The organism is Cytobacillus sp. FSL R7-0680 (assembly GCF_038009245.1).
In the GTDB taxonomy this organism is placed as follows: domain Bacteria; phylum Bacillota; class Bacilli; order Bacillales; family Cytobacillaceae; genus Cytobacillus; species Cytobacillus kochii.
Window position 1 is genome coordinate 988,205 of record NZ_JBBPAO010000001.1, and the last position, 26,448, is coordinate 1,014,652.

The 26,448-nt window shown below is 36.6% G+C and carries 28 protein-coding genes; 27 read left to right on the top strand and 1 reads right to left on the bottom strand.

Translation table 11 applies throughout. The annotated features are described in order from the left end of the window. Positions 1-28: 28 nt before the first annotated feature. The 4 genes from MKY26_RS05075 (at position 29) to MKY26_RS05090 (ending at position 3,685) form a co-directional block, all read left to right on the top strand. A complete protein-coding gene (locus tag MKY26_RS05075) occupies positions 29-538 on the top strand; it encodes an aromatic-ring-hydroxylating dioxygenase subunit beta (RefSeq protein WP_095373450.1) in 510 nt (169 codons plus the stop codon). A 33-nt stretch (positions 539-571) separates the two neighbouring features. Further along, entirely contained in the window at positions 572-1,357 is a 786-nt protein-coding gene (locus tag MKY26_RS05080) for an SDR family NAD(P)-dependent oxidoreductase (RefSeq protein WP_095373449.1), read from the top strand. Between the two features lie 18 nt (positions 1,358-1,375). After that, positions 1,376-2,335: a VOC family protein gene (locus MKY26_RS05085; RefSeq protein WP_341092354.1), complete on the top strand. Its 960-nt coding sequence runs from the start codon at positions 1,376-1,378 to the stop codon at positions 2,333-2,335. 147 nt (positions 2,336-2,482) lie between these two features. Then, entirely contained in the window at positions 2,483-3,685 is a 1,203-nt protein-coding gene (locus tag MKY26_RS05090; protein WP_341092356.1) for an NAD(P)-dependent malic enzyme, read from the top strand. A gap of 214 nt (positions 3,686-3,899) precedes the next feature. Here the strand turns inward: MKY26_RS05090 and MKY26_RS05095 are convergent, their stop codons facing one another. Beyond that, positions 3,900-4,181 (bottom strand): phage holin family protein, encoded by a 282-nt coding sequence (locus tag MKY26_RS05095; RefSeq protein WP_095373446.1) that lies wholly within the window; start codon positions 4,179-4,181, stop codon positions 3,900-3,902. A gap of 292 nt (positions 4,182-4,473) precedes the next feature. Here MKY26_RS05095 and MKY26_RS05100 point away from each other — a divergent pair, with 292 nt between their 5' ends. The 23 genes from MKY26_RS05100 (at position 4,474) to MKY26_RS05210 (ending at position 26,445) form a co-directional block, all read left to right on the top strand. Continuing rightward, positions 4,474-4,692 carry a DUF1659 domain-containing protein gene (locus MKY26_RS05100; protein WP_341092359.1) on the top strand — a complete coding sequence of 73 codons (219 nt, stop codon included), beginning with the start codon at positions 4,474-4,476 and terminating at the stop codon, positions 4,690-4,692. Positions 4,693-4,718: 26 nt separating this feature from the next. Next, entirely contained in the window at positions 4,719-4,937 is a 219-nt protein-coding gene (locus MKY26_RS05105; protein WP_095373444.1) for a DUF2922 domain-containing protein, read from the top strand. A 137-nt stretch (positions 4,938-5,074) separates the two neighbouring features. Continuing rightward, the gene (locus MKY26_RS05110; RefSeq protein WP_263624176.1) at positions 5,075-5,194 is read left to right on the top strand and encodes a YvrJ family protein; all 120 of its coding nucleotides are present in this window, start codon (positions 5,075-5,077) and stop codon (positions 5,192-5,194) included. A 173-nt stretch (positions 5,195-5,367) separates the two neighbouring features. After that, positions 5,368-5,568 (top strand): cold-shock protein, encoded by a 201-nt coding sequence (locus tag MKY26_RS05115; protein ID WP_095373442.1) that lies wholly within the window; start codon positions 5,368-5,370, stop codon positions 5,566-5,568. Between the two features lie 625 nt (positions 5,569-6,193). Next, a complete protein-coding gene (locus MKY26_RS05120; RefSeq protein WP_180316972.1) occupies positions 6,194-6,340 on the top strand; it encodes a hypothetical protein in 147 nt (48 codons plus the stop codon). A gap of 158 nt (positions 6,341-6,498) precedes the next feature. Beyond that, positions 6,499-7,644, top strand: a complete 1,146-nt coding sequence (locus MKY26_RS05125) for an exonuclease SbcCD subunit D (RefSeq protein ID WP_341092362.1) — start codon at positions 6,499-6,501, stop codon at positions 7,642-7,644. Then, positions 7,641-10,787 (top strand): SMC family ATPase, encoded by a 3,147-nt coding sequence (locus MKY26_RS05130; protein ID WP_341092364.1) that lies wholly within the window; start codon positions 7,641-7,643, stop codon positions 10,785-10,787. The genes MKY26_RS05125 and MKY26_RS05130 overlap by 4 nt, the downstream gene beginning before the upstream one ends. A 474-nt stretch (positions 10,788-11,261) precedes the next feature. Beyond that, positions 11,262-12,623, top strand: coding sequence for an MFS transporter (locus MKY26_RS05135; RefSeq protein WP_095373440.1), 1,362 nt, complete (start codon positions 11,262-11,264; stop codon positions 12,621-12,623). 51 nt (positions 12,624-12,674) lie between these two features. Then, positions 12,675-13,130, top strand: coding sequence for a GNAT family N-acetyltransferase (locus MKY26_RS05140; RefSeq protein WP_095373699.1), 456 nt, complete (start codon positions 12,675-12,677; stop codon positions 13,128-13,130). A gap of 908 nt (positions 13,131-14,038) precedes the next feature. Next, positions 14,039-15,283 carry an MFS transporter gene (locus tag MKY26_RS05145; protein ID WP_233435260.1) on the top strand — a complete coding sequence of 415 codons (1,245 nt, stop codon included), beginning with the start codon at positions 14,039-14,041 and terminating at the stop codon, positions 15,281-15,283. A gap of 115 nt (positions 15,284-15,398) precedes the next feature. Further along, positions 15,399-16,079, top strand: coding sequence for a diphthine--ammonia ligase (locus tag MKY26_RS05150; protein WP_307314228.1), 681 nt, complete (start codon positions 15,399-15,401; stop codon positions 16,077-16,079). Next, positions 16,076-17,032, top strand: a complete 957-nt coding sequence (locus MKY26_RS05155; protein ID WP_341092389.1) for a ketopantoate reductase family protein — start codon at positions 16,076-16,078, stop codon at positions 17,030-17,032. The genes MKY26_RS05150 and MKY26_RS05155 overlap by 4 nt, the downstream gene beginning before the upstream one ends. Beyond that, positions 17,016-17,837, top strand: coding sequence for an MBL fold metallo-hydrolase (locus tag MKY26_RS05160; RefSeq protein ID WP_341092393.1), 822 nt, complete (start codon positions 17,016-17,018; stop codon positions 17,835-17,837). The genes MKY26_RS05155 and MKY26_RS05160 overlap by 17 nt, the downstream gene beginning before the upstream one ends. Positions 17,838-18,279: 442 nt before the next feature. Then, positions 18,280-19,458, top strand: coding sequence for an acyl-CoA dehydrogenase family protein (locus MKY26_RS05165; RefSeq protein ID WP_341092401.1), 1,179 nt, complete (start codon positions 18,280-18,282; stop codon positions 19,456-19,458). 26 nt (positions 19,459-19,484) lie between these two features. Further along, positions 19,485-20,246 (top strand): 3-oxoacyl-ACP reductase FabG, encoded by a 762-nt coding sequence (gene fabG, locus MKY26_RS05170; RefSeq protein WP_341092405.1) that lies wholly within the window; start codon positions 19,485-19,487, stop codon positions 20,244-20,246. A 20-nt stretch (positions 20,247-20,266) separates the two neighbouring features. Continuing rightward, the gene (locus MKY26_RS05175; RefSeq protein WP_341092411.1) at positions 20,267-20,716 is read left to right on the top strand and encodes a MaoC family dehydratase N-terminal domain-containing protein; all 450 of its coding nucleotides are present in this window, start codon (positions 20,267-20,269) and stop codon (positions 20,714-20,716) included. After that, entirely contained in the window at positions 20,713-21,117 is a 405-nt protein-coding gene (locus MKY26_RS05180) for a MaoC/PaaZ C-terminal domain-containing protein (RefSeq protein ID WP_341092415.1), read from the top strand. The genes MKY26_RS05175 and MKY26_RS05180 overlap by 4 nt, the downstream gene beginning before the upstream one ends. Before the next feature lie 15 nt (positions 21,118-21,132). Beyond that, a complete protein-coding gene (locus tag MKY26_RS05185) occupies positions 21,133-22,359 on the top strand; it encodes an acyl-CoA dehydrogenase (protein ID WP_328199228.1) in 1,227 nt (408 codons plus the stop codon). Further along, positions 22,359-23,132 (top strand): SDR family oxidoreductase, encoded by a 774-nt coding sequence (locus MKY26_RS05190; RefSeq protein WP_307314214.1) that lies wholly within the window; start codon positions 22,359-22,361, stop codon positions 23,130-23,132. The genes MKY26_RS05185 and MKY26_RS05190 overlap by 1 nt, the downstream gene beginning before the upstream one ends. A 19-nt stretch (positions 23,133-23,151) precedes the next feature. Beyond that, a complete protein-coding gene (locus MKY26_RS05195; protein ID WP_224936304.1) occupies positions 23,152-24,330 on the top strand; it encodes a thiolase family protein in 1,179 nt (392 codons plus the stop codon). Positions 24,331-24,363: 33 nt separating this feature from the next. Then, positions 24,364-24,948 carry a TetR/AcrR family transcriptional regulator gene (locus MKY26_RS05200; protein ID WP_095373429.1) on the top strand — a complete coding sequence of 195 codons (585 nt, stop codon included), beginning with the start codon at positions 24,364-24,366 and terminating at the stop codon, positions 24,946-24,948. Then, positions 24,948-25,394, top strand: a complete 447-nt coding sequence (locus tag MKY26_RS05205) for an acyl-CoA thioesterase (RefSeq protein WP_341092427.1) — start codon at positions 24,948-24,950, stop codon at positions 25,392-25,394. Before MKY26_RS05200 ends, MKY26_RS05205 begins: the two co-directional genes overlap by 1 nt. Further along, the gene (locus MKY26_RS05210; protein WP_322909267.1) at positions 25,384-26,445 is read left to right on the top strand and encodes a phosphotransferase family protein; all 1,062 of its coding nucleotides are present in this window, start codon (positions 25,384-25,386) and stop codon (positions 26,443-26,445) included. Before MKY26_RS05205 ends, MKY26_RS05210 begins: the two co-directional genes overlap by 11 nt. The last annotated feature ends 3 nt before the right edge of the window (positions 26,446-26,448 follow it).

The following is a 26,448-nucleotide window of genomic DNA, read 5'->3' on the forward strand; positions in this document are numbered from 1 at the left end:
ATTTTCTTGAAGGAAGGAGATAGATGAAATGAGTATGGAAAAAATGCTTGCAAATTATGAATTTGAACAATGGCTATATAAAGAAGCACAATTATTGGATGATATCGATTTTGATGGCTGGTTCAGTTTGATGCATCAAGATTTGAAGTATCAGATGCCAGTCCGTATAAATAAGGAAGGAACAGAGCGACCTGATTATACGACAGATATGTTTTGTTTTGATGATGATATTGACTTGCTAAAACTCAGAGTGGATCGTTTAAAAACAGATTATGCTTGGGCGGAAATTCCACCTTCTCGAACTCGACGTTTTGTCAGTAATGTAAAACTGGAAGATTATAAAGAGGAAGAATTTGCGTCAGTGAATAGTTATTTACTTCTTTATAGAAGTAGAAGTACAGATATCCATCACGATATTATTTCAGGAGAGCGTCGTGATGAATTCAAGTTCGAGAACGGCAAATGGAAGCTATCGAAACGGGTATTTATCGTGGATCAAACAACAATTAATACTCGAAATCTAGCAATCTTTATTTAATTTATTCACAAGGAAGAGAGGAGGACAACTAGAATGGCAGAGTTTAGTGGTCGCTCGCTTTATGTAACTGGTGGGGCATCAGGTATTGGGAGAGCTGTGGTGGATTCATTTCTGAATGAAGGAGCAAATGTGACGATTCTTGATCGCTCAAAAGACGGATTAGCTGCTATCAAGGCACAATATGGTGAGCAGGTGATTTGTATAGAAGGAGATGTCACTATTTTTGAAGACCACGAAAAAGCGGTATATCAAGCGGTTGAAAAATTTGGGGGACTAGATGTCTTTATTGCTAATGCAGGGGTATTCGATGGATTTGCAAAATTCGAAAATGTGACTGCTGAAGCAATGAATGATGCTTATGATTTATTAATGAACATTAATGTTAAAGGATATTTCAACGGTGCGAAAGCTTCCCTTCACGAATTGCAAAAGACAAAAGGTAATATCATTTTCACCGTTTCAGGTGCAGGATTTTACCCTGATGGTGGTGGAGTATGGTACACCGCTAGTAAACATGCGCAAATTGGTTTAATGAGACAATTAGCTTTTGAGGTTGCCCCAGACGTAAGAGTGAATGCAGTTGCCCCTGGTGGGACATTAACAGCACTTAATGTCATCCCACCTTTAAAACCATTTGTGAAAGAAATCGACAATGATACGAAAGCGAAAAGCATAAAAACGAGAAATCCATTAAGAATCGCAATGAATGCTGATGATCATGTTGGTCCATATTTATTATTAGCTTCGAGTAAATCACGCGCCATTACTGGCGAAGTCATTTCGAGTGATGGCGGCCTAGCCATCAGAGGTCTTAGTTAAGAAAGGAGATAAATGATTATGGCATCAAATACGAAAATACAGCCACTTCTTGGTAGTACAGAGGTCAATCAATTAGCATTTGTTGTCAATGATATTGAAAAAGCCTCGGCTGATTTTTCAAAACTGTTAGGTATACCTAATCCTGGCTGGTTCTTAACAGGTGATGAGGAAGTCTCTAAAGTAATATATAAAGGAAAGTCGACCGCTTCACAAAGTAAACTAGCATTCCTAAATACACCGACTGTTCAATTTGAACTCATAGAACCTAATATGGAGCCGGGAACAATGCGCGAATTTCTCAATGAAACAGGAGAAGGAATCCACCATATTGCCGTTGATGTTGATAAGATTCAAAATCATTTGCCGAACCTAGAAAAAAATGGTTATCCGCTTCTTCAATCAGGTGAGTTTACATCAAGTGATGGAAGGTACATTTATCTTGATACAGCGAATGAAACGAAAACTTTGATTGAATTATTAGAAAGTGCAGAACCTAGGGATACTACATACAAAGCGGGAGAAGAAAAGCCACTTTTAGGTACAAATGTTGTGGAACAACTTGCCATTGTGGTAAAAGATTTAGATAGAGCAGCAGATAAGTTTTGCCAATTACTAGGTGTGAAAAAACCAGCAGTGATTCAATCAGGTCATAGTGACATAACAAAAGTTGTTTATAACGGTGAAGCAACGGATGCGGATAGTCGCTATATGTTCATTCGAACACCATTATTAGAAATTGAGTTAATTGAGCCTGGAAAAGCGCCAAGCACATGGAAGACACATTTAGAATCATATGGAGAAGGTGTTCACCATATATCCTTTGTAGTAAAAGATATGGATGAAAAGATTACACTTTTAGAAGAAATGGGCTATCCAGTTATTCAAAGAGGTAATTTTTATAACGGAAAAGGCAGATATGCTTATATGGACACAACTTCAACTTTTAAAGTCATCATTGAGTTGTTAGAAAAATATTAAACTATATTGGGAAGCGCTTTGTAAATGAAGAGGTATACAAGGTTGCTTCTCTCAATTTTTTAAGTAAATACTTATCAGGTGATCTCATGACAAAAGTTGATGTCTTTATTATCTGAATTTTCAAATAAAAAAATAAGCGAGGATTATATGATGGAATTAAAGGAGAAAGCACTAGCGCTTCATCGTTTGCATAAGGGAAAACTTAGTATTACCACAAAGGTGCCAGTAAAAACGAAAGAAGATTTAAGTTTGGCGTATTCTCCAGGTGTAGCTGAACCTTGCTTAAAGATTGCTGAGCATGAAGAGTCAGCCTATGAATATACGAGTAAAGGCAATATGGTCGCAGTCGTTTCAGACGGTAGTGCCGTTTTAGGCCTTGGAAACATAGGTGCTCAGGCATCTTTACCTGTAATGGAGGGAAAGGCGATTCTTTTTAAAGAGTTTGCCAATGTCGATGCAGTGCCGATCTGTCTTCAGACCAATGATGTAGATGAGATTGTCCGTACGGTGAAATTATTAGAGCCCTCATTTGGAGGGGTGAACCTTGAAGATATTTCTGCACCTAGATGTTTTGAAATTGAACAAAGATTAGTTGAAGAATGCGGAATTCCTGTCTTCCATGACGATCAACACGGTACGGCAATTGTAACAGTAGCTGGTTTAATCAACAGCTTGAAGGTTGTGGGGAAAAAGCTTGATGAAATAAAAGTAGTCGTTAATGGTGCAGGTGCAGCGGGGATTTCAATTATTAAATTATTAAGAAAATTAAATGTTAGCGAAATGATTCTTTGTGATACAAAAGGAATGATTTATAGCGGAAGAGAGGAAGGGATGAACGCGATTAAAGAAGAGGTATCCAAAATAACAAACAGTAAGTCTCTATCGGGTACGTTAAAAGAGGCAATGAATGGGGCGGACGTGTTTATTGGAGTCTCTGCAGCAGGTGTATTATCTCAAGAAATGGTACAAACAATGAATCGTGATGCGATAATTTTTGCGATGGCTAATCCTAGTCCAGAAATTATGCCAAAGGAAGCCAAAGATGCTGGAGCAGCCATCATTGGTACCGGCCGCTCTGACTTTCCTAATCAAGTGAACAATGTATTAGCTTTTCCAGGAATTTTTAGAGGTGCATTAGATGTAGGAGCCAAAGTGATTAATGAGGAAATGAAGATTGCGGCTGCTTATGCAATAGCAGGCATGATTAATGAAGAAAAACTTACTAGAGACTATATTATCCCAGATCCATTTGATATCAATGTAGCACATAATGTGGCAAAAGCAGTTAGTGAAGCAGCCATTTCTACTGGTGTCACTAGAAATGCATATAGAGAACCAATTTTTATATAAAATAATGAATTCGCCGGGGATGTTTGTCCAAACAAAATAAAGATGTGGACATACTATAATTGTGTAAGATCTCCTCCCTATTAGATCTTTTGATCTACTTTGGCCACAAGCCATTTAAACTTGTGGTCTTTTTTATGTTCAATTAGAAAAAAGATAAAAGCTACCGAACATGCCGGTAGCCTTTACTCTCACGAACACCATACCTCCTCAAATATCAGCCCTCATTATCTGTTTTTTTATTTATCACTATCCCTTCCTTTGTTTGTTTCAAAACCTGATGACCAAAAACAGCGATCCCTGCTGCAATAATACCGTTAACAATCGCCTCTAATGAAAAACCATATCCGATGCTCCCAATACCGATAGAACAAATAAACAAAATCCAAATGATTGTCCAATCAGGGATAATAGGGGTCTGTTTGAGTGCATGTCCAATGAGCCAAAGCGCCGGTATTAATACAAAATAATTTTGGTTCAAAAATTGCACAAGGTTCATGTCACCACCTCCTTATTCCGGCTATTAAATATAGTATGAAAACCGCATAAGATTGCTTGTTCGCTTGCACTAAGTTTAGAAGCAGAAAGGTATTATTTTTTGAAAAATACTAGAAATAGTATAAACAAATCCTTATTTTTAGGTGATCTGTTGTATGTAATAGGGGTGGAACAATCTCTAAGTTCTAATAAATGAAAGCACCTTGTAAGTAGCTCAATTTTAATTTATCTAATGATAACCTGTCTCTTTTGCATCTTAACTTTTATATAAGAAGTGAAAGGGGGGAGAGAATATGGCACAAACAATTTTAGTTGATTCAAAGCTTCGTTTAAGTTTTGAAACAGGTGTAAATGAAAAGGGAGAAGCGGAGTATAAGGTGAAAACTTTTAGCCATGTGATATCAGAAACTACGCCTGATCAATTATATCGATTTGCCGAGGCATATGGATCTTTAGCACAATCACCACTCGTTTCTATCCAAAGAAATGACAACCATGATATTTTACAATAATACTATTTGAAGGGGGAGAGTAAAGAATGACGAAAAAATTAGAGTTAACTTTTGGAACGGCAGATGGAAGTGTTTCGACCATTTCAGTTGATGATCCTAAAGAACCTATTGACATCGCTGAAGTCATTACTGTAATGGAAGAAATGATTGCTTCAGAAGCGGTTCAATCAACAAAAGGAAAGCTTACAAATGTTAAAGGTGCAAGACTTGTAGAAAGAACCGTTACTGATTATGAGATAGTGTAATATAAGGTTATTGTTGCCAAGTTGTAATTTAGGTGAACCTCTATCTTTTGCAAGGAAAGAGGTTCATCTTTTTATTTATCTTCTATATTCTTATTACGCAAATTTAGGAGGGAACGAATGTGAGTGAGCTTGTTAAAATGATCAGTGAAGTCGGCTTTCCTATCATTGTGACATTGTATTTACTTTACCGCATTGAGGCGAAGTTAGATGTGGTTGTTCAATCGATTCAAAGCTTGCCTGAGAAGCTAAAAGATTAAAAGCGTAATTTGTTGACAGTGATGGGGATAGATGCTAAATTTAACTTAACCGTTACTCATTAGTGGTATATGAAGAAAGCTTTTCCTTTGATTGGATAGGTCTTTGTAAGTACAATGATTAAAGGTGAATTTTTATATGGTTGTTTTTTCAACCATAAGGAGGATTTTTTGTTATGAAAAACGGTAAAGTAAAATGGTTTAACGCAGAAAAAGGTTTTGGATTTATCGAAGGCGAAGACGGAAATGATGTATTCGTACATTATTCTGCAATCCAATCTGAAGGATTCAAATCACTAGATGAAGGTCAAGAAGTTTCTTTCGAAGTTGTTGAAGGTGCTCGTGGACCTCAAGCGGCTAACGTTAATAAAATATAATTCGATGATAAACAGTCTAACATTTGTTAGGCTGTTTTTATATATAAAAATAATAGTTGATCCTTTCACTTAATATGATGCTGAGCCCACTTACGAAACATCTCATCAAGTTCATTCATATTAAAAGTAATAGGAAGGTATGATGCTTCAATATCTTTCCAAAACATTTTTAAAGTATTACCTGCTGACTTCGTACTTCCCCACAATCATTAATATGTTTGCAAGGATTTGCCATCATATCATAATTGCTATACATTTGGAATCTTTCATATGTATAGCAATTGGTTAATTGTGACCCACACGGTTCATTTTTTGCACTCGGTAGGAGTAATCATCGAGATGATTATTCAATCACTATGATGAACCAATAATAATCCTCGTTCACTCCATAACAAGCGGTACACCTTTTATATGATAATCTGATTATCCTTCCAATCATTGCATTATTGTCCGTTCTAGCCCATATTTTTCCTTAATATATTGTTATGCTCACTCCTTTACTTGTTTTTATTTTAAAACATATTCGAAAAATGAAATGGAATATATTAATCTTTGCATTAAGAAAATGTTATTAAGATATAGCTTGTAATCATAGTAGATTATTTGTGATAATATGGTGAGAAAATTGGTTACAGAGTTAAATGGTTCGATTATGGGAAAAGGAAGGTTTAGTTCATTATTAACAATAAGACCTTACGAATCGATGCTGTATGATGGATTGCAGACATGGGGTGTAAGTATTACCAATGGGCGCAGCATTCGCTTGCTATGAAAGTACGACTTTATAAAGATATATTAATATTGAAGATAAGATAACATCAGAAGATTTTGTAACAATGTGGAAGAAAAGCAATATGAAGGCAGATTTGCCTCATTTATATAAAAGGTTAAAGTAGGCAAACAAAGATACATAGAAGAGAGGGAAAATAAGTGAAATTTATTCATACAGCTGATTGGCATTTAGGAAAGCTTGTTCATGGGGTTTATATGACTGAGGATCAATCATATATGCTAAAGCAATTAGTTAAGCTTGTTGAGGAAGAACAACCAGATTGTTTAGTTATAGCAGGTGACCTTTATGACCGATCTGTCCCGCCCGTTGCTGCGGTAGAATTATTAAATGAAGTATTATTTACAATCAATGTAAAATTAGGTGTCCCCATTGTGGCAATTGGTGGAAACCATGATAGTGCAGAACGATTATCATTTGGCAGTTCATGGTATCAACAGAGTGATTTTTACTTAGCTGGAAAGCTGAAAAACACGGTTGACAGTGTCAATATTAAGGGAGTGAATTTCCATCTTGTTCCCTTTGCTGAACCAGGTCTAGTAAAATATGCTTTCAATGATGATCGGATTATCTCACATGAAGAGGCAATGAAAGCGATTATCGAAAAAATAGAAAAGAAGATGAACCATAATGAGCCAAATGTGCTCGTCGGTCATGCTTTTGTACTTGGGGGAGAAACGACAGATTCAGAGCGAATATTATCTGTAGGTGGTTCTGGCTGTGTAAGTGCCCGTAACTTCGATTTATTTGATTATACAGCTCTTGGTCATTTACATAGTCCAGATGCGATATCTCATAACAAAATTAAATATGCTGGATCTCTGATGAAGTATTCTTTCTCAGAGGCAAAACAACAAAAATCGGTTTCAATTGTTGAGATGAATGCTAATGGTACTTTTCAATTAGAGAGAAAAAGTTTAATACCGCTCCGAGATATGAGGGAAATTGAGGGCTATTTAGACGAGTTATTAGACGAGCGTTTTTATAGCGAGCAGAAGAAGGATGATTATATAAAAGTAACCCTATTGGATGAAGGTGCGTTGATTGACCCCATCAATAAATTAAGACAAATATACCCTAATATTCTTCATTTAGAACGAAAGCGTACTTTGCAAGATATGAAAAAGAAGACGAAATTAAATGTTTTAACTGATGAGAGAAAAAGTGAACTTGAACTATTTTCGCATTTTTATCAAGAAGTAACCACAGCTGAATTCACTGAGGATAAGCAAAATATTATTGTCGATGTAATAGAAAAAATGAGAAGGGAGGGAGTTGGCCGATGAAACCACTGTTATTAACAATGCAAGCGTTTGGACCATATGCCGGTAAAGAAAAGATTGATTTTACTCAATTAGGTGGTCGTTCAATGTTTGTTATATCCGGAAAAACAGGAGCGGGAAAAACAACTATTTTTGACGGGATAACATTTGCCATTTATGGTAAGGCGAGTGGGGAAGATCGAATGGGTGCAGACTTACGTAGTCAGTTTGCAGAAGAAGAGTTAATAACGGAAGTATCGCTCACATTCACAATTAAAGAGAAACGATTCTATATTGTTCGCTCTCCTCAGCAATTGAAGAAAAAAACAAGAGGGGACGGCTTCACAACCGTTGGTGCGAAGGCCGAATTATATTCGATCTCTAATGATGGTACACAGCAACAATTAGCTGCGAATGTTCGGGATGTAGATGAAAAGATTAAAGAAATCATGCTTATTGATAGCAACCAATTCAGGCAAATACTGATGATTCCCCAAGGAGAGTTCCGTAAATTACTCACTTCAGATAGTAAAGAAAAGGAAGTCATCCTGCAAAAACTATTTCATACAGAGATATATAAAAGAATAGAAGAAAGATTAAAAGATGAAGCAGCTGAACTGCGCAAAAATGTGGAAGTGAAATTCGAGCAAAAGCAGAGAATCGCGCAGCAAATTCATGCTGTTATGAATCAGGAGTTACAGAGAGTACTAGAAGAGGATAAGCTTGAGTCTATCAATCATCATCAGTTTGTAAAACTTTTATCAGAAGAATTAGCACAAATGGAAGAAAAAATAATTGACTGGTCAAAAAAGATAAAAGAGCTTGAAAAGACAAGTTTAGAATTTCAACAAAAGAAAATAGAAGGAAACCGGATTATTGAACAATTCACATTAAAGGAACGATTAACTGAAAGGTATGAACAGCTAAAAGATACTGAGGAAATAATGGCGAAGAAAGAGAAAGATTTGTCATCGGCGTACAAAGCAGCTGTCTTATTCGAACAGGAACAAAATTGCCACCGTCTAAAAAAAGAAATTAATCATATTTCCGAGCAAATGCAATCAGTCCAAAGTGAAGAAAATATCCAAAAGGAACGGCTATTACATGCAAATAAAGTATTAGAAAAGGAGTTGCTTCGGGAGAAAGAAAGAGAATTAGTAGAATCAGAATGGTTGTCATTAAAAAATTTACACGATGATATCCACATCTTTGCTGACACAGAGAAAGAGGTTTCATTATTAGATCATGCAATGACTAGTAAAAAGAAAGAGATTGATAAAAGCCAACAAAAACTTAATCATTTACAGCAAGAATTAAAAAAAGTAAAAGAAGAAAAGCAAGAGCTTGAGAAAAATCAAGAACATATGCTTTCAATAGAACAACAACTTCATCAATACAAATATGAAATCAAACAATTACAATCACTTATACACTTAGAGCAAGAATTAGTTTTTGAAAAGCAATCTTATGAAGAAAAGGATAAATATCTACAGAACGCAATTGCGCGCTTGAATGATAGTAAATCACTTCAGCATGAACTCGAGAAGAAGTGGATAGAAGGACAAGCAAGTATTCTAGCAGGGCAGCTTCAACAAGGTGAACCATGTCTTGTTTGTGGTTCAATTCATCATCCGTCAATTGCTAATGGTCATGAAACCATTCCAACTGAGGAGGATTTAAATGCAGCTAAACATCAAGCATTAGTCATTGAAAAGGAAAAAATAGCGGCAGAGCAAGCTTTCTACCTAGTACAATCTAAATTACAACATATAGAAAAATCTATTGCGAAACTATTAACAGAAATACAATCAGAGCATCTACATCATCTAACATTAGATAATGCAAAAGAAGTTTTAGCAGAAGTGGAAGAAAACGAAAGAAAAAAAATACAACAGAAAAATCAACTAGAAAAAGAAAAATCCAGGTTGAAGCAATGTCAAGAAAAAATCATCCTGTTAGAAGAAGAGGAAAGTCAGTATGCAAAAAAAACAGATACGCTTAAGCAGTCTGTTGTTGATCTAAACAATGAATATATTAAGCATCATACCTCGCTGCAAAGGTTGATTAAGACCATTCCAGAAGATTTACGTTCTTTACCGCAATACAAAATGGCATTGCAAAGTAAACAGGACAAATTGCAGACATTAAAAGACCAATTAAAGTTGGCAGAAGAACAGAAAGAAAAAGTGGCCAAACAATTAACCATTTTGAAATCGCGTTATGAAACATTCACCCAACAACATGACCATTTACAAGGACAATTACATCAGGAAAGAACGGACTTTGTTAATCGAATGCAGAAGCAAGGCTTTCAAAGTTATAGTGAATATGCCAATGCGCAAATTTCAGAAGAACTTAGGGAACAAATCGCTCAAGAGATACGTTCGTATCGTGAAGAATTACGTTCTGTTAATGACCGCTTAAATGAGTTGACGAAACAATTAAGAGATATAATGAAACCAGATTTAGAGCAAATTGAATCGAAAATAAATGAACTCGCTAAAAAGATTCAATTTGAAAATGAGCAATACAATCAACTTATGTATAAGAAAAGAGATAATGAAAAGGCATATACACGTTTAGAAAGTCTTCATGAAGAAATTGCTGATTTAGAAGAACGTTATCGCCTCATTGGTCATTTATCCGATATTTCGAAAGGACAAAATACGTATAGATTAACGTTTGAGCGGTTCGTTTTAGCGGCTTTCTTAGATGATATCCTTATTCAAGCCAATTTACGTTTATATAAAATGACGAACGGAAGATATGAATTAACGAGAAAAACAGATCGTTCCAAAGGAAATGTACAAAGTGGATTAGAACTACTTGTATTTGACCAGTATACGGGACAAGAAAGACATGTTAAAACATTATCAGGTGGGGAGAGTTTCAAGGCTTCTCTTGCCCTTGCATTAGGTCTTGCTGATGTGGTTCAATCACATGCAGGTGGCGTTTCGATGGAAACCATGTTTATAGATGAAGGTTTCGGTACACTTGATCCTGAATCATTAGAACAAGCCGTTGAATCACTCATCGAAATACAGAGTAGCGGTAGATTAGTGGGCATTATTTCCCACGTCCCCGAGTTAAAAGAAAGAATAGATGCACGCCTAGAGGTAGAGTCGTCTAAAGGGGGCAGTACAACTAAGTTTATTTTTACAACCTAAGTAATTTTGGACTCTCTTCATTGATAGGGGGTCCTTTTTACGTAACCAAAAGGTTTGTTATGAAGACGACATCACTTAGTCTCGAATGATTTTTTTTCGAGCGATTATTCACTATTATTAGGAGTTTTCGGGCGAATAGAAGTGTTTGTCTATAGTCACTTTTTCATAAAAAGAAAATACTTGTGCGAAAGCAACAGATAAGAGTATGGTAAAAAAGGTAAGTACTTCACTTAGAAGCACAAAAGGTGAAAAAGGCGAGCGTATGATGTTTGAACTTTACTCTGAACGAAAGATAGAAATGAAAGCCGTCCACACAAACAAGGCTAGCCTGAGTTAATTAGGTTCAAAAACTCCTAACAAGACCCCAGCAAAAAATGTTTATGTTTTCTTTCGAAAAGCGGAATAATAGGAATCAAAGTTTAATTATTGTATAATTATTAATAATCAGAAAATAATTAAAGGGGGTGAAAAGACATGGCCGTTGCATCCTTCACTCGAACGAGCGCTCATAAGCAAGAGAACCCACAATATAAAAAGTTAATTTTAGCACTCTGTTTTTGTAGCTGGTTTGTCGTTATGAACACAACAATGTTTAATATAGCCTTGCCCAATATAATAACAAACTTACATATTACCCCGATTATCGGTTCGTGGATGGTTTCTGGATACTCCATCGCTTTTGCCATTTTTACACTCACATTTAGTCGATTATCCGATTATATTTCTATAAAAAAATTGCTCCTTATTGGACTTAGTATATTTATAAGCTCTTCGTTGGTTGGATTTTTTGCTGAAAATTTTATTATCCTTTTATGTTCACGAATCTTACAAGCGGTGGGTGCTGGGGCTGTTCCAGGATTATCTATGATCATTGCTAGTAGATATGTGCCGATATCAGAAAGAGCAAAATCAATTGCCATGATTGGTTCAGGTGCAGCATTAGGTTTTGGGTTAGGTCCAGTAGTAGGTGGGGTAGCAACACAATTTTTTGGCTGGAATTACTTATTTCTAATACCGCTAATGGTTCTTGTCTTTTTGCCTATATTAATGCAATTGTCTCCGGAAAATGAAAGAAGGGAAGGTAGCTTTGATATATTTGGTTGCTTTCTTACTAGTTGTACAACTATTGCCGCCCTTTTAACTATCTCGCAAACATCTTATTTATTCGGCGCAGTATTTGTAGGTTTAGCAATCATTACAATGTTCTATTTGATGAAGCAGAATCACCCATTTATATTTCCGCAATTACTATTAAATAAACACTATATCCGATTATTAGTCATTGGTTTATCAGGTTTTATTTTTCATTTTTCAAATTTATTTATGATGCCACTTATTTTAGGGAATTTGCATCATAAAGAGCCGATTACTATGGGTCTATTGATATTTCCAGGTGCCATCATCGCTATGCTTGCTGGACCCTATATTGGTAAGTTGATTGATTTATATGGAAGCAAGCGTTTTATTTCTCTTGGCCAATTAACATTACTGCTCGCCTCATTACTATTTGCTTTTTTACAAGCTTACAATTCGTACTTTATTATGGGTGCTTACATTTTTGCAAGTATCGGTTTTTCTATGCTAAATAGCAGCGTTGCCAATGAAACAGCCTATCTATTATCAGCAGAATTGAACAGTGCAGGTATGGGTCTGTTACAACTACTTCAATTTATTGGTGGAGGAATTGGAGTGACAATATGTGGATTATTAATGAATCTTCAGGGGGAATTGCCATTATATATTCAGTATGAACGCGTCTACTTTATGCTTGCTAGTATTCTCGTACTCGCTTTTAGCTATCAAATCATCTTTCGGAAAGTAGATATTGAAAACTAATCGTTCAAAACAATATAATAATAGAAAAAGAATTCAAGGGGAAAATAGATGATGGAATTGAAGATTGATGATTTATCAGGTACAGATATTCAACAATTGATAATGGAACATTTAGAGGATATGAGTAGTCAATCACCTCCTGAAAGTACACATGCATTGAACTTAAATGGTTTAAAACAGCCTTCTGTGACCGTTTGGAGCTGCTGGGAATCTGGTCAACTTGTTGGTTGTGCTGCATTAAAAGAGCTAGACAACCAACATGGTGAGATCAAATCGATGAGAACAGCCAAAAACGCTTTACGAAAAGGGGTAGCAGGAAAACTATTAGATCATTTGCTTCATGAAGCAAAGGAGCGGGGGTACTTGCGTTTAAGTTTAGAAACAGGTTCTATGGAATCTTTTGAACCAGCTAGAAAATTGTACGAAAGTAGAGGGTTTCAATATTGCCAACCATTTGACCACTATAAGGAAGATCCCAATAGTGTGTTTATGACACGAACAATTTAGAATAAGAAAATTATTCTTGTTAGATAAATGGTTGCTAGTAAAGAATCTCTGTAATGAAACAGGTGCAAACCGAATGTGATTTGCACCTGTCTTTCTTCGCATTATGGAAATATTTTTTTAAAGGACAAAGGTGAAAATGAAAAATAAAATGTAAATGAAGATTAATAAGCCGATAATTGTAAAGGCAATAGTTGCTATTTTACTACTAGAGTATTTATTAAGAACAAACACCATCACAATATAGAGAATAAAAAAGATTAGAGCTGGTAAGAAAATAAAGAATGTTGAACTCAATTGGAAAACCCTTTCTTTTTGCAATATATGTACATTCTCTACTATCTTAAATGAAAGCTAGTAGGACATGCAATATTTCGTACAGAGCATAACCTTTTTGAGGTATTTTTAAGCGTATGATAAGTATATTCAAGACGGTTACAGAAGGAGATGTGTAAACGTGAAAAAATAGAAAGATGGAACACTGTACTGGGCAACCTCCTTTTCCATTGTTTTCTATCTTCTCTTTACTAACGAATGTGATATTGAATAATTTTCCCCCCTTATAATGAAAATTCCTGTGATCTCTTTTAAGCAGTTCAGTTCCGACCGCTTAATACACTAATTAAAGAGTGTATATTTTAAGAGCGCCAATCCTTTGTCGGTTCACACCCACAACCTCAGGCAATTATTGTTCTGTCCACTTTTGCTACCTAACAGATATGGAATCTTTGAGCAATTCCTTTCCCTCTTTTCATCAATATGTTTTTTACAGTATTATTTAATATGGCAAAAAAGAAGTGTAAAAAATTCAGATAATTATTAACCTGTTTATTTTGTTGAGGATATTTATGGTATCATTTGTAAATAACAAAGGTCCTAAATTCTAGTTTAAAAGGAGATTTGCGCGACAATTGATATCATTACATAATTTGAAAGAATGGAAAAACCCAATCATTTTATTAATCTCACTTTCTAGTGCCCATATTGGTAGTTTTGTATATTTAGCAGCCATTAATGTATTGGTGTACAAAATAACAGATGGTTCAGCAGCGGCTGTCGCCGGTCTTTGGGTGATTTCACCAATAATCAACATGATGACAAAGTTGTGGACAGGTAGTTTTATAGATTATCGTAGTAAAAAGAAAATCGTGATGATTACTTATGTTTTACGTGCTTTATTAATTGTAACCATGTTCTTCGCAACGAATATAACCTACTTGTATCTTATTTTAATTGCTTTAAGTGTGGCCCAATCATTTTTTGTCCCTGCGTCAGTAACCTATTCAACGATGATAGTCCCTGTTGAGAAAAGAAAAAAGTTCAATACATTCCGTTCGGTCACATCATCTAGTGCTTTTATTATTGGGCCAGCGATAGCTGGTGTATTTATCTTGTTGACAACCGTTGAGGTGACTCTTTTATTAACTAGTTTGTTTTTTGTCATCGCTGCCCTTTTTATTTGCTTTCTACCTGATGTGGATAAGAAGTTGGAGATCCCTCGATTAACAGTTAACAGAGTAAAAGAAGATTTTACCATTGTTTTTAGCTTCTTAAAAAAAGAGAAATATGTCAGCTTTGTCTACTTAGGTTATTTATTTCTGGTAATCATTTCCTATATTATGGATGCGCAAGAGGTCGCTTTTATTCAAACTGTAGTCGGCCTTTCTGAGACTGATTATAGCTTTCTTTTGAGTATTACAGGTATAGGATCGGTTGGTGGCGCTTTAGTATTAACCATGATGGCAAATAGACTATCAATCCGATCAATGATTGCTTGTGGAATGTTCATGATGGCTATTGGATATGTTATCTACTCATTATCCACGTCATTTACGGCTGTGATGAGCAGTTTTATTCTATTAGGTTTTTTTAATAGTTTCTTAAATGCTGGAGCCTTAACTTTTTACCAAAATAATATCCCTGTAGAAATGATGGGCAGAGTGACAAGTATCTTTCAATTGCTGCAAAGTATGTTACAAGTAGGTTATTTAAGTATCATTATACTAATGACTCATCTCATTCCATTAAAAAATATTATCATTACATTGAGTTTGCTCCTATTTGCATTCACTTGCCTTTATGTTGTAGTTATTTTTCGCTATTCTTTTCAACGTTATTTTACAGAAAAAGGTGAGGAGATGTCTGCTGATGAATAACAGCAAATGGCTATGCTTGAATACAACTTTTCTGCAAACAGTTTTATTTGCTACCTAAGAGTGAAAGGAGTATGATGTGTTATAAGAATATTCAGTTTATTATAAGGAGGATTATATGGGAAAAACGGCTTTATCATGGAGTGGGGGGAAGGACGCTTGCTTGGCATTAGACTACTTATTGGCTAATGGAATAAGTGTTGAAGTATTGATTACAACAAAACAACCATCTGAAAAAAGGACATACGGTCATGGAGAAAAAACAAATCTGTTAGTAAAACAAAGTGAATCATTAGGTATACCCATTCATTTTATTGATACAGACATAAATAATTATACAGATAGATTTGTAGAAGAATTAAAGCAACTGAAGTTAAAATATGATTTAGAGGCTATTGCATTTGGGGACATTTATTTTACGCCCCATAAAGATTGGGGAGAGAAGCTTGCTTCAACAGTCGGTTTACAGGCTATTTATCCATTATGGAGAAAAAAAGAAGAAGTAGATGCACTTCTAAAATCGTTTATTCAGCGTGGTTATAGAGCTAAAGTGATAAGAGTCCGTCCGGATTGTTTATCTGATAGTTGGCTAGGCAGAGAGATTGATGATGAATTTTTTCAGAAGATTAAGTTAGAAGAAGTCTGTCCGATGGGAGAAGCAGGAGAATATCATAGCTTTGTTTATGATGGACCGATTTTTTCTAAAGCGGTTTCACTCCTTACTAAGGAAACAGTGTTATGGGAAGGATCTAAGAAGGTTGATTACCATTTAAGTCATGATGGGGAGGTAGAAGTATGAAAATAGGTGTGGCTGGGGCAGGAGCAGTTGGAAGTTTGTTTGGGGCATTACTTGCAAATGCTCATCATGAAGTGACCTTTCTTGCCAGAGGTAAGCATTTAACTAGGTTGCAAGAGAGGGGCATAAAAGTAGTTACTGAGCAATATCCTATCCTTAACTTAAATAATGAGCAAACGATTTTCACTAATGACATACATGCGTTAGCTTCAGTAGACATCCTTCTATTTTGTGTGAAGTCTACTGATACGAAAAAGTTAGCTGATAGCCTAAAGGGTGTTATTAAAGATGAGACAATGATCGTAACGATGCAAAATGGGGTGGATAATGAAGAAATATTGGCACGTAGTCTAACGAATAATAAAATTTTTTCTTGTGCGACTTATGTGCAAGCAAGTATAACTGAACCAGGCTGTGTGAAAGAATCGGGGTCACATCAATTATTAATAGGTGCATTACAAAAAGAAGATAGCAATCAAGCGAGAAAAATGGTTGATTTATTTCAAAGAGCAGGAATAAGTGCAAAATTCACAGAAGAAATTCTTAACCATAAGTGGAAAAAGCTTCTTTGGAATATTACCTTTAATCCGTTGTCGGCTATAACAAAAGCAACAATTGGCGAAATATTAGAGAGTGTGGAATTAAGTGCTTTGGCGAAAAACGTGGCAGCAGAAGCCGTTTCTGTGGCAGCAAGACAAGGTTATCCATTTGATAAAGAAAAAGTGATTCAGTCTATTTTTAAAAAAGCCGCCTATGCCAAAGATCATCAGACATCTATGCTACAAGACCGGTTAAATGGTAAGGCAATGGAATACGAATCGATGTGTGGGTATGTTCTTAAACTTGCCCATGAAACAAAAATAGAAGTGCCAACGATTATGTCTTTATATAGTATATTGAAATTTTGGGACGAAAAAGAAAGAAGAAAGGACTACGGATATGTTGAAATCTTATAAACATGAAGGTGTGATTTGCGCCGAAGGGAATTTATTGAAGAATAGTAAAATTTCAAGAAAAATATTTTCTTTTATTATCGACGGTTTGGTGATTGATACTGGGCCGTATTCGATGTCATCTGCCTTCACTCAATTTTATCAATCCTATTTTGTTGATCAGGTCGTTTTAACACATAGCCATGAAGATCATTCTGGCAATGCCTCGTGGTTTGCCAAACAACAAATTCCTATTTTTTGTCATCGGTTAGGGGTAGAGATTTGTTCTGAAGAGGCGCCATACCCCTTATATAGGCAAAAAACATGGGGAGCAAGAAAAGCGTTTCCTGCTTATCCATTATCGCAAAAAGTTTCGTCAAGACAGCTTGATTGGGAGGTAATAGAGACACCTGGTCATGCGGATGACCATGTGGCCCTATTTTGCCGCAATAAAGGGATAATGTTTACAGGTGATTTATATGTTCAGCCTCATACAAAGATTGCGATGGATACAGAATCCATTCCGGAAATAATGCAATCAATAAAAAAATTGTTAACTTATGACTTTGAGGCAATGTTTTGTTCTCATTCAGGGTATTTTCCTCATGGTAAAGAACAATTGCAAGCGAAATTGAATTATTTAGAGGATCTCAGTGGTGAAATCATGCAATTGTATCTTGAAGGAAAAAGTGTTTTAGAGATTCAGCAATTACTTTTTCCAAAGCACTATCAAATGATCGCGTTATCAAATGGTGAATGGGATACGCTTCATATTGTTACTTCTATCATTAATGGCAATCAAGAAAAATTCAAAAAATCATCGGTTTAGTCTTGGCAAGAGAAAAAATCTCTGATATTATAATGAATATTAAAAACATACTGACTAGTCAGATAATATTTTATGTTTTTATTACTCCATGACACATTTCCATTCAACTACTAAGAACTTTGCAAAATTACTGCGTGGTTTGGCTGTAGACACTTCTTTGTTTTTAGTTCCGTTACCTCTGCCAAACGTTTTTATCAAAAAATGAAAGCGTTTCCTAACTATTACGTTCAATGAAATTTAACACCATTGTTCTAAGCCGGTTGTAAAGTGAATAGATTCATAATGTCATTTATAGGTGGCTACTCTATGCTTCGCTACAGGCAAGAGTCAAACAAAATGATCATGTTGTTATTAATAATGTGAAAAAACTAACCGGTTAGTATGTAAGGAAGTTCTAACATACTAACTAGTTAGTATAAATAAATAGATAGAGGTGAAAAGAATGGATTTACGGTTAACAGAAGAACAAAAAATGGTACAACAAACCATTAGAAAGTTTGTGGAGAAAGAATTAATTCCGCTAGAAAATGAAGTGTTAAAGAATGAACGAGAAGGAAAGCCAAGCCTTTCTATAGAAGTGCAGAAGAAACTACAGTTAAAAGCAAAGGAAGCAGGTTTTTGGGGAATTAACACACCTGAGGAATACGGTGGAGCTGATTTGGGACAAATGATGCAAGCCATTGTTTGTATTGAAGTAGCTAAAACGTTTGTGCCATTTAGTTTTGGTGGATCTGCTGACAACATTCTTTATTATGCTAATGAAGAACAAAAACAAAATTATTTAATTCCGACGATAAATGGTGAGAAAAAATCTTGTTTCGCTATGACTGAACCTGGAGCAGGATCTGATACGCAAAATATTCGCATGACAGCAGTGAAAGATGGAGATGAGTGGGTTCTAAATGGTGAGAAAACTTTCATTACTGGTGGTAATGAAGCAGATTTCGTAATGGTCATCGCGATAACGGATAAGGAGCTACATAAGAAAACAAAGGGTAGAGATGGTGTCACTTGTTTTATCGCTGACCGTGAAATGGGCTGGAAATCAGAATTTATCCATACGATGGGTGAATGGGGACCAGCTGGACTTGTATTTGATAATGTACGAGTGCCAGAGAAGAATATACTAGGTGAATTGCATGGTGGTTATAAACTTGGCCTTGAATGGATTGGATTTGCTCGTTGGATAGTAGGAGCAAGAGCAGTTGGAGCAGCAGAGAGACTATTGCAAATGGCATTAGATTATGCAAAAGAACGAGAAACTTTTGGGAAACCAATTGCTGAGAGACAGGCAATTCAATGGCAAATTGCCGATTCAGCCGTTGAAATTGAGGCAGCGAAGTGGCTAGCTTTAAATGCTGCATTTACTTTGGATCAAGGGGAAGATAATCGACACTATGCATCAATGGCAAAACTTTATGGGTCTAATATGGGGAACAGAGTCGTGGACCGTGTATTACAAATTCATGGTGGCATGGGGTATACAAGAGAGCTTCCGATTGAGAGATGGTACCGCGAGGCAAGACTTTGGAGAATATATGATGGCACAGATGAAATCCAACGTATGATTATCTCAAGAAACTTACTGAAGGGACATGTGAAAATCGGACAACAAATATAAAGGAATGATACAGGGGGCATATGAAAATGACAAGATTCACAGGGAAAACTGCATTTATTACTGGTGGAAGCCGAGGAATTGGTAAAGGCGTCGCCGAGCTTTTCGCACAAGAGGGGGCAAATATTGCTATTATTGATATCAATGAGGAGGCATTAGCAGAAACAGCCGAAGAATTCAAGGAAAAGGGCTATCATATCTTCGTGAAAAAAGCGAATGTTGTGGAAGCAGGCGAAGTAGAAACAGCAATGGAGGAAGTTGTGCAACAGTTTGGTACACTTGATATTTTAGTTAATAACGCTGGTATCATCCGCGATAATTTACTGTTTAAAATGACGGACGATGATTGGCAATTAGTGATGGATGTACATCTGAAGGGTTCGTTTAATGCATCGCGTGCCGCACAAAAATATATGGTCAAGCAAAACTATGGCAGAATCATTAGTATTTCTTCTACTTCTGCTCTCGGTAATAGAGGTCAGGCTAACTATGCAACAGCAAAAGCTGGTTTACAAGGGTTAACAAAAACATTAGCCATTGAACTTGGACGTTATGGTATCACAGCAAATAGTGTCGCACCTGGTTTCATTGAAACAGAGATGACAAAGGCTACAGCAGAAAGAGTAGGGGTACCTTTTTCAGACTTTGTAAATGGAGCGATTGCGGCTATACCGGTTGCGAGAAGCGGAAAACCTGCGGATATCGCAAATGCAGTTGCTTTTTTTGCAGATGAGAAATCATCATTTGTGAACGGTCAAGTAATCTATGTTGCGGGCGGTCCAAAAAATTAAAATAGGAGTTGATACACAGGATGTACACGGATGTGATCGGCAAAGTATCAGATAAGGTGAAGAATACTGTTGAACGAGGGTTAGTCAAACGGTTCGCGCAATCGATTGGCGACCCCCATCCCATTTTTATTGACGAAGAATATGGAAAGAGAAGTAAGTATGGCACAAATATTGCGCCACCTACTTTTCCACGTGTGTTTGAATCGGGCACAATTGAAGAGTTACAGCTTCCTAAAAAAGGTTTGATTCATGGTGAGCAAAGGTTTCATTATGAAAGACCTCTCCTAGTTGGAGAAGATGTTTATGTTTGGACCGAAGTAAAGGGTTATTATGAAAAGAAAGGGAGCAATGGTTTAATGGGTTTTCTTTCCGTAGTGAAGTATGGGGAAGATAAGGATGGGAAGCTCATTTTTAAAGAAGAAGCCATTACCATCATTACAGAAGCTGTGAGAAAGGCGATGAGTGTATGAGTAATATCTTGACTTTAGAAAAAGGAAAAACATTGTCAGAAACCTTAGCGCCTGTATCGAGAATGGACTTAATAAAGTATTCAGGTGCATCTGGAGATTTTAACCCCATTCATACAGTTGATGAGGAAGCAAAGAAAACGGGACTTCCTGGAATTATCGCTCATGGCATGTGGACAATGGGTAATTTGGCCAAATTATTCACACCATATTATGAAGAAGGGTTTATAAAGGATTATCGCATTCGTTTTTCAGGTATGGTCTTTATTGATGATGTGATTACACTGGTTGCTACAGTGACTGCTGAAGAGGAGCAGGAAATTACATTTGAGGTGAAAGCAGTCAATCAAGCAGGGAAGGCAGTTTTAAAAGGTGATGTCACGTTTGTTAAAACAAATGGATAAGAGGAGGTGCGGGTAATGAATTTTGAATATTCGGACAAAGTAAAGCGTTTACAAGAAAAAATTAGTGATTTCATGGATCAATATGTTTTTCCAAATGAGAAAACCTATATGGAGCAAATAAGTAAGGAAAATCGATTTAGTACCCATCCAACCATTATGGAGGAACTAAAAGCAAAAGCAAAAGCAGAAGGATTATGGAATTTATTTTTACCGGATAGCGAAGATGGTGCAGGTTTAAGCAATATCGAATACGCTCCATTATGTGAGTTAATGGGGAGGTCATCTATAGGACCTGAAGTATTTAACTGTGCAGCACCAGATACAGGTAATATGGAAGTATTAGTACGCTACGGAACGGATGAACATAAGGAAAAGTGGCTAAAGCCATTACTAAACGGTGAAATACGCTCTTGTTTTTCCATGACTGAACCGAATGTGGCCTCATCTGATGCGACCAATATCGAATCCAGCATTATTCGTGATGGAGATGAGTATGTCATTAATGGAACAAAGTGGTGGTCATCAGGGGCAGGTGATCCTAGATGTAAAATTGCCATTGTCATGGGTAAAAACGATCCAAACGCCGAAAAACATAAACAACAATCGATGATATTAGTCCCACTTGATACACCAGGTGTGAAAATCAAACGCACATTAAATGTGTTTGGTTACGATCATGCTCCTCATGGTCATGCAGAAATTGAATATAACAATGTAAGAGTCCCTGCTAGTAATATGCTACTAGGTGAAGGGAGAGGCTTTGAAATTGCACAAGGCAGATTAGGACCAGGGCGCATTCATCATTGCATGAGAACGATTGGGGCAGCGGAAAGAGCATTATCCATTCTTTGTGAGCGTGTCCAAGAGCGCATTGCCTTTGGCAAAACATTAGCAGAACAAGGTGTTATTCAAGAATGGATTGCTGAAGCTAGAATGAATATAGAACAATCTCGTTTACTTACATTGAAAGCTGCTTATATGATGGACACTGTTGGAAATAAAGCTGCCAAAACAGAGATTGCCATGATTAAGGTAGTCGCACCAAATGTGGCACTTCAAGTTATTGATCACGCCATTCAAGCACTAGGTGCAAAAGGAGTAAGTCAAGATACACCGCTTGCTGCAAGTTGGGCGAATATTCGAACATTACGATTAGCAGACGGTCCAGATGAAGTCCATAAAAGAGCGATTGCAAGACAAGAGTTAAAAAAATATAAAAAAGTAGCACAGGGGGTCCAATAATGCATGTAAAAGAACTGTTCGATCTATCTGGAAAAACAGCTATTGTCACTGGGGGCGGAAGAGGATTAGGTGAACAAATTGCTGAAGGGTTTGCAGAAGCTGGAGCAAACATCGTGTTATGTTCCAGGAAAAAAGAGAATTGTGATGAAGTGGCCGATCGTTTAAAGGAACTTGGTGTTGAAGTACTGACTTTTAAATGTGATATTACTAATCCAGAAGAAGTGCAAACAGTCGTCGATGAAACGATTCAGCGTTTTGGAAAGATTGATATTCTTGTCAATAATAGTGGGGCAACATGGGGGGCACCAGTAGAAGAAATGCCTCTAGAAGCCTTTCAAAAAGTAGTCAATGTAAATGTTGTAGGCACATTTCTAATGTCACAAGCTGTTGGTAAAGCAATGCTGGTTGAAAAACAAGGGAAAATCATTAATATAGCTTCTGTTGCTGGACTTAAGGGGTCAAATCCAGAGTTAATGGACGCAATTGGATATAACTCAAGTAAGGGTGGTGTTATTTCTTTTACAAAAGATTTGGCTGTGAAATGGGGACCAAGAGGCATTCATGTCAATGCGATTGCACCTGGGTTTTTCCCAACAAAAATGTCCAAGGTTCTTATTGAAAGAAATAGCGATCGCTTCTTACAGAGGACACCACTTAGGAAATTTGGTTCCGACTCTGATTTAAAAGGAGTGGCTCTATTTTTAGCCAGTGGTGCGTCCGATTTCATTACTGGTGAAACAATTGCGGTAGATGGTGGAACAACGGCGATGTAAAGAGAAAGGGATGGGTGAAATGGGTAATAGAGAAGCAGTAATCGTTTCAGCTGTACGCACAGCGATTGGTAGGCAGGGAGGTGCTCTTGCCTCCGTTCCAGCTCACGTATTTGGTGGCGAAGTAATAAAGGCAGCAGTAGAGCGGGCGCAAGTGAATGTGGGAGAGATTGATGATGTGATTTTTGGTAATGTGCTAAGTGGTGGGGGAAATATTGCTAGATTATCAAGTCTTCAATCAGGTCTTTCTCTTAATCTACCTGGCTTAACAATAGACCGCCAATGCGGATCAGGTATGAATGCTGTTGCACTTGCTGCAGCAATGATTAAAGCCGGTGAGGGAGATGTCTATATTGCAGGTGGAGTAGAAAGTATGTCGAGGGCACCTTACTTGATGGATCGGGCTGATCAACCGTATAGTCCAAGACCCCCTCAATTTAGAAAATCACGACTTTCACCTGATGAAGTTGGAGATCCTCCTATGGGGATAACAGCAGAAAATTTAGTAGAAAAATATGATATTTCTCGTCAAGAGCAAGATGAATATGCCAATCGTAGTCAAGCAAGAATGGCTAAGGCGATGGCAGAAGGCCGTTTTAATGAACAAATTGTTCCGATAAAGATTCCTATTAGAAAAGGTGAGCCGATTACTTTTAATGAGGATGAACACCCAAGACCACAAACGAATATAGAGGGGTTAGCTAAACTTAAACCTGCATTTAAGCAAGCTGGCAGTGTGACAGCCGGTAACAGTTCAGGCTTAAATGATGCGGCCTCGGCGCTTGTTATCATGTCAAGAGAAAAAGCGAATTCACTCGGTTTACGTCCATTAGCCGTCATAAAAGAATCAACTGTCGCTGGTGTTGACCCTAATATTATGGGAATAGGTCCTGTACCTGCTGTTAGAAAACTATTAAAGAAAACTGGAAAAACACTTGAAGATATTGATTTAATTGAATTGAATGAAGCATTCGCCGCACAAGTCATTGCTTGTGACAGGGAGTTATCATTCAATCCTGAAAAGTTGAATGTGAATGGCGGAGCGATTGCTCATGGTCATCCATTAGGCGCAACAGGTGCCATACTTGTTACGAAAGCAGTGTATGAATTGCAACGGTCACTGAGCCAGACGGCTTTAATTACCGCTTGTATTGGTGGAGGTCAAGGGATTGCCCTTCTCATTGAAAGAGAACTAGTCTAAGAATAGGCATAGACATAGTCAGGAGGGCTTTTAGTGAAAAATCAAATTTTAAAGAAAAGCATCGATTTGTTTGATGATAAAGGCTTTAAGGAAACGACCATTCAAGATATTGTCGATCAACTCGATGTGACGAAAGGTACTTTTTATTATTATTTCAACAGTAAGCAGGAAGTATTAAGGGATATCCATTTAGAATACATCGAAGGTTTATTACAAGAACAAGAGGAAATCTTACAAAATCAAACATTAAGTAATAAAGAAAAGCTCTACGAAAACATTTATTTAACATTAAGTAAGATTGACACCCAGGGAAAAGAAGCACGAATTGTGCATCGGGAGTTAAGGCATTTACATGAAGATCATGTCAAACAAATTAAATTAAAGAGAAAAGAATATCGATTAAATTTTGAAAAAATTATTGATGAAGGTAAAAAGACAAGAGAGTTTAGTAATCATATTCGAACGGATATTCTTGCATTCGGATTTTTAGGAATGACGAATTATAGCTATTATTGGTTTCGCACAGATGGTGAACTAACGGATAAGGAATTAGCACGATTTTATACCGAAATTATTTTAAAAGGTATTGAAGAAGTGCCTGTTAAAGAGGGGATTTGATGATGCATAAAAAACATCAAATAGAGGTGTATGTACGGTTTAGTGAAACCGATGCTGTTGGCCATGTCAATAATACAAGTTATTTTCTTTATTTTGAAGAGGCAAGAACGAAATTATTTTATGAGATTTTACCTAATAGAAATAAACAAAGTAGTATGATTTTGGCTTCTATTCATTGTGATTATGTTGCCCCAGCTTTCGCAGGTGAGGAACTAGTTGTGACTACTGAGGTTAGCAATATTGGCCGTAAAAGCTTTGAATTACAGCATTTATTGACAAAGAAGATGGATGGGAAATTGGTTGCTAAAGCAAGTTGTGTCACTGTGTGTTATAACTTCATAGATGATCATTCTATTTTGATTCCAGAACATTTAAGGGATAACTTAAAAAAATATCAGCCTCTCGCATTACTAAGTAAAACAGAGGAGGGTGTTCATGACTTCTGATACAATTCCCATTCGAGAAGGTGAAGGGCTTGATGTTCATCGCTTAGAACAATATTTAAAAGCAAATATAGAAGAAATACCTAACAAACCATTAGAAATCTCCCAATTTAGTGCAGGTAAATCAAATCTAACCTATCAATTAAAAGCTGGCAACTGGGAAGCTGTGTTAAGAAGACCGCCTATGGGACCAGTAGCACCTAAAGCGCATGATATGGAAAGAGAATATAAAGTACTACAGGAAATCCACCCTTTTTTCAATCAAGCACCGAAGCCTTTTATTTACAGTGATAAAGAACTTTTAGGTGCACCATTCTTTATTATGGAAAGAAAAAAAGGGGTGGTGATAGACGATTCCCTCACTATTCCTGATGGTGACAGTACTTATGATGTAGGTCAAAGAATATCACAATTGATGGTAAACACTCTTGTGCAATTACACGCTATCAATTATCAGAAGACCAAACTAAAAGAGATGACGAGACCAGCTGGGTTCATGCAAAGGCAAGTAGATGGCTGGATAAGCCGATATCATCGTAGTAAAACAGATGAAATTAATGGGATTGATGAACTTACAAATTGGTTAGAGTCACATCTCCCACATTCCGAAAAAACAACGATTATCCATTATGATTTTAAGCTAAATAACAGTATGTTCAATCAACAGTTAACAAGATTAATCGGTGTCTTTGATTGGGAAATGTCAACTGTTGGTGACCCGTTAGCAGATCTAGGTGTTGCCTTAAGCTACTGGCATGAAAAAAATGATTCCGATCTATTGAAGAGAGGTCTAGGAGAAGAGTCGGTGACGACAAAGCCAGGCTTCTTCACAAGAGAAGAGTTTATTCAAGCATATGCGCTAAAAAGTGGGACAGATGTCAGTCAAATTCATTATTATTTAACATTTGCTTACTTCAAACTCGCCGTTATATGTCAGCAAATTTATTATCGTTGGAAGCGCGGACAAACAAAAGACGAGCGCTTTTCTAATCTAAACTTATATGTAAATAACTTAATACAACATGCTGTAAAGACATCTAGAAGAAAATTGTGAGGT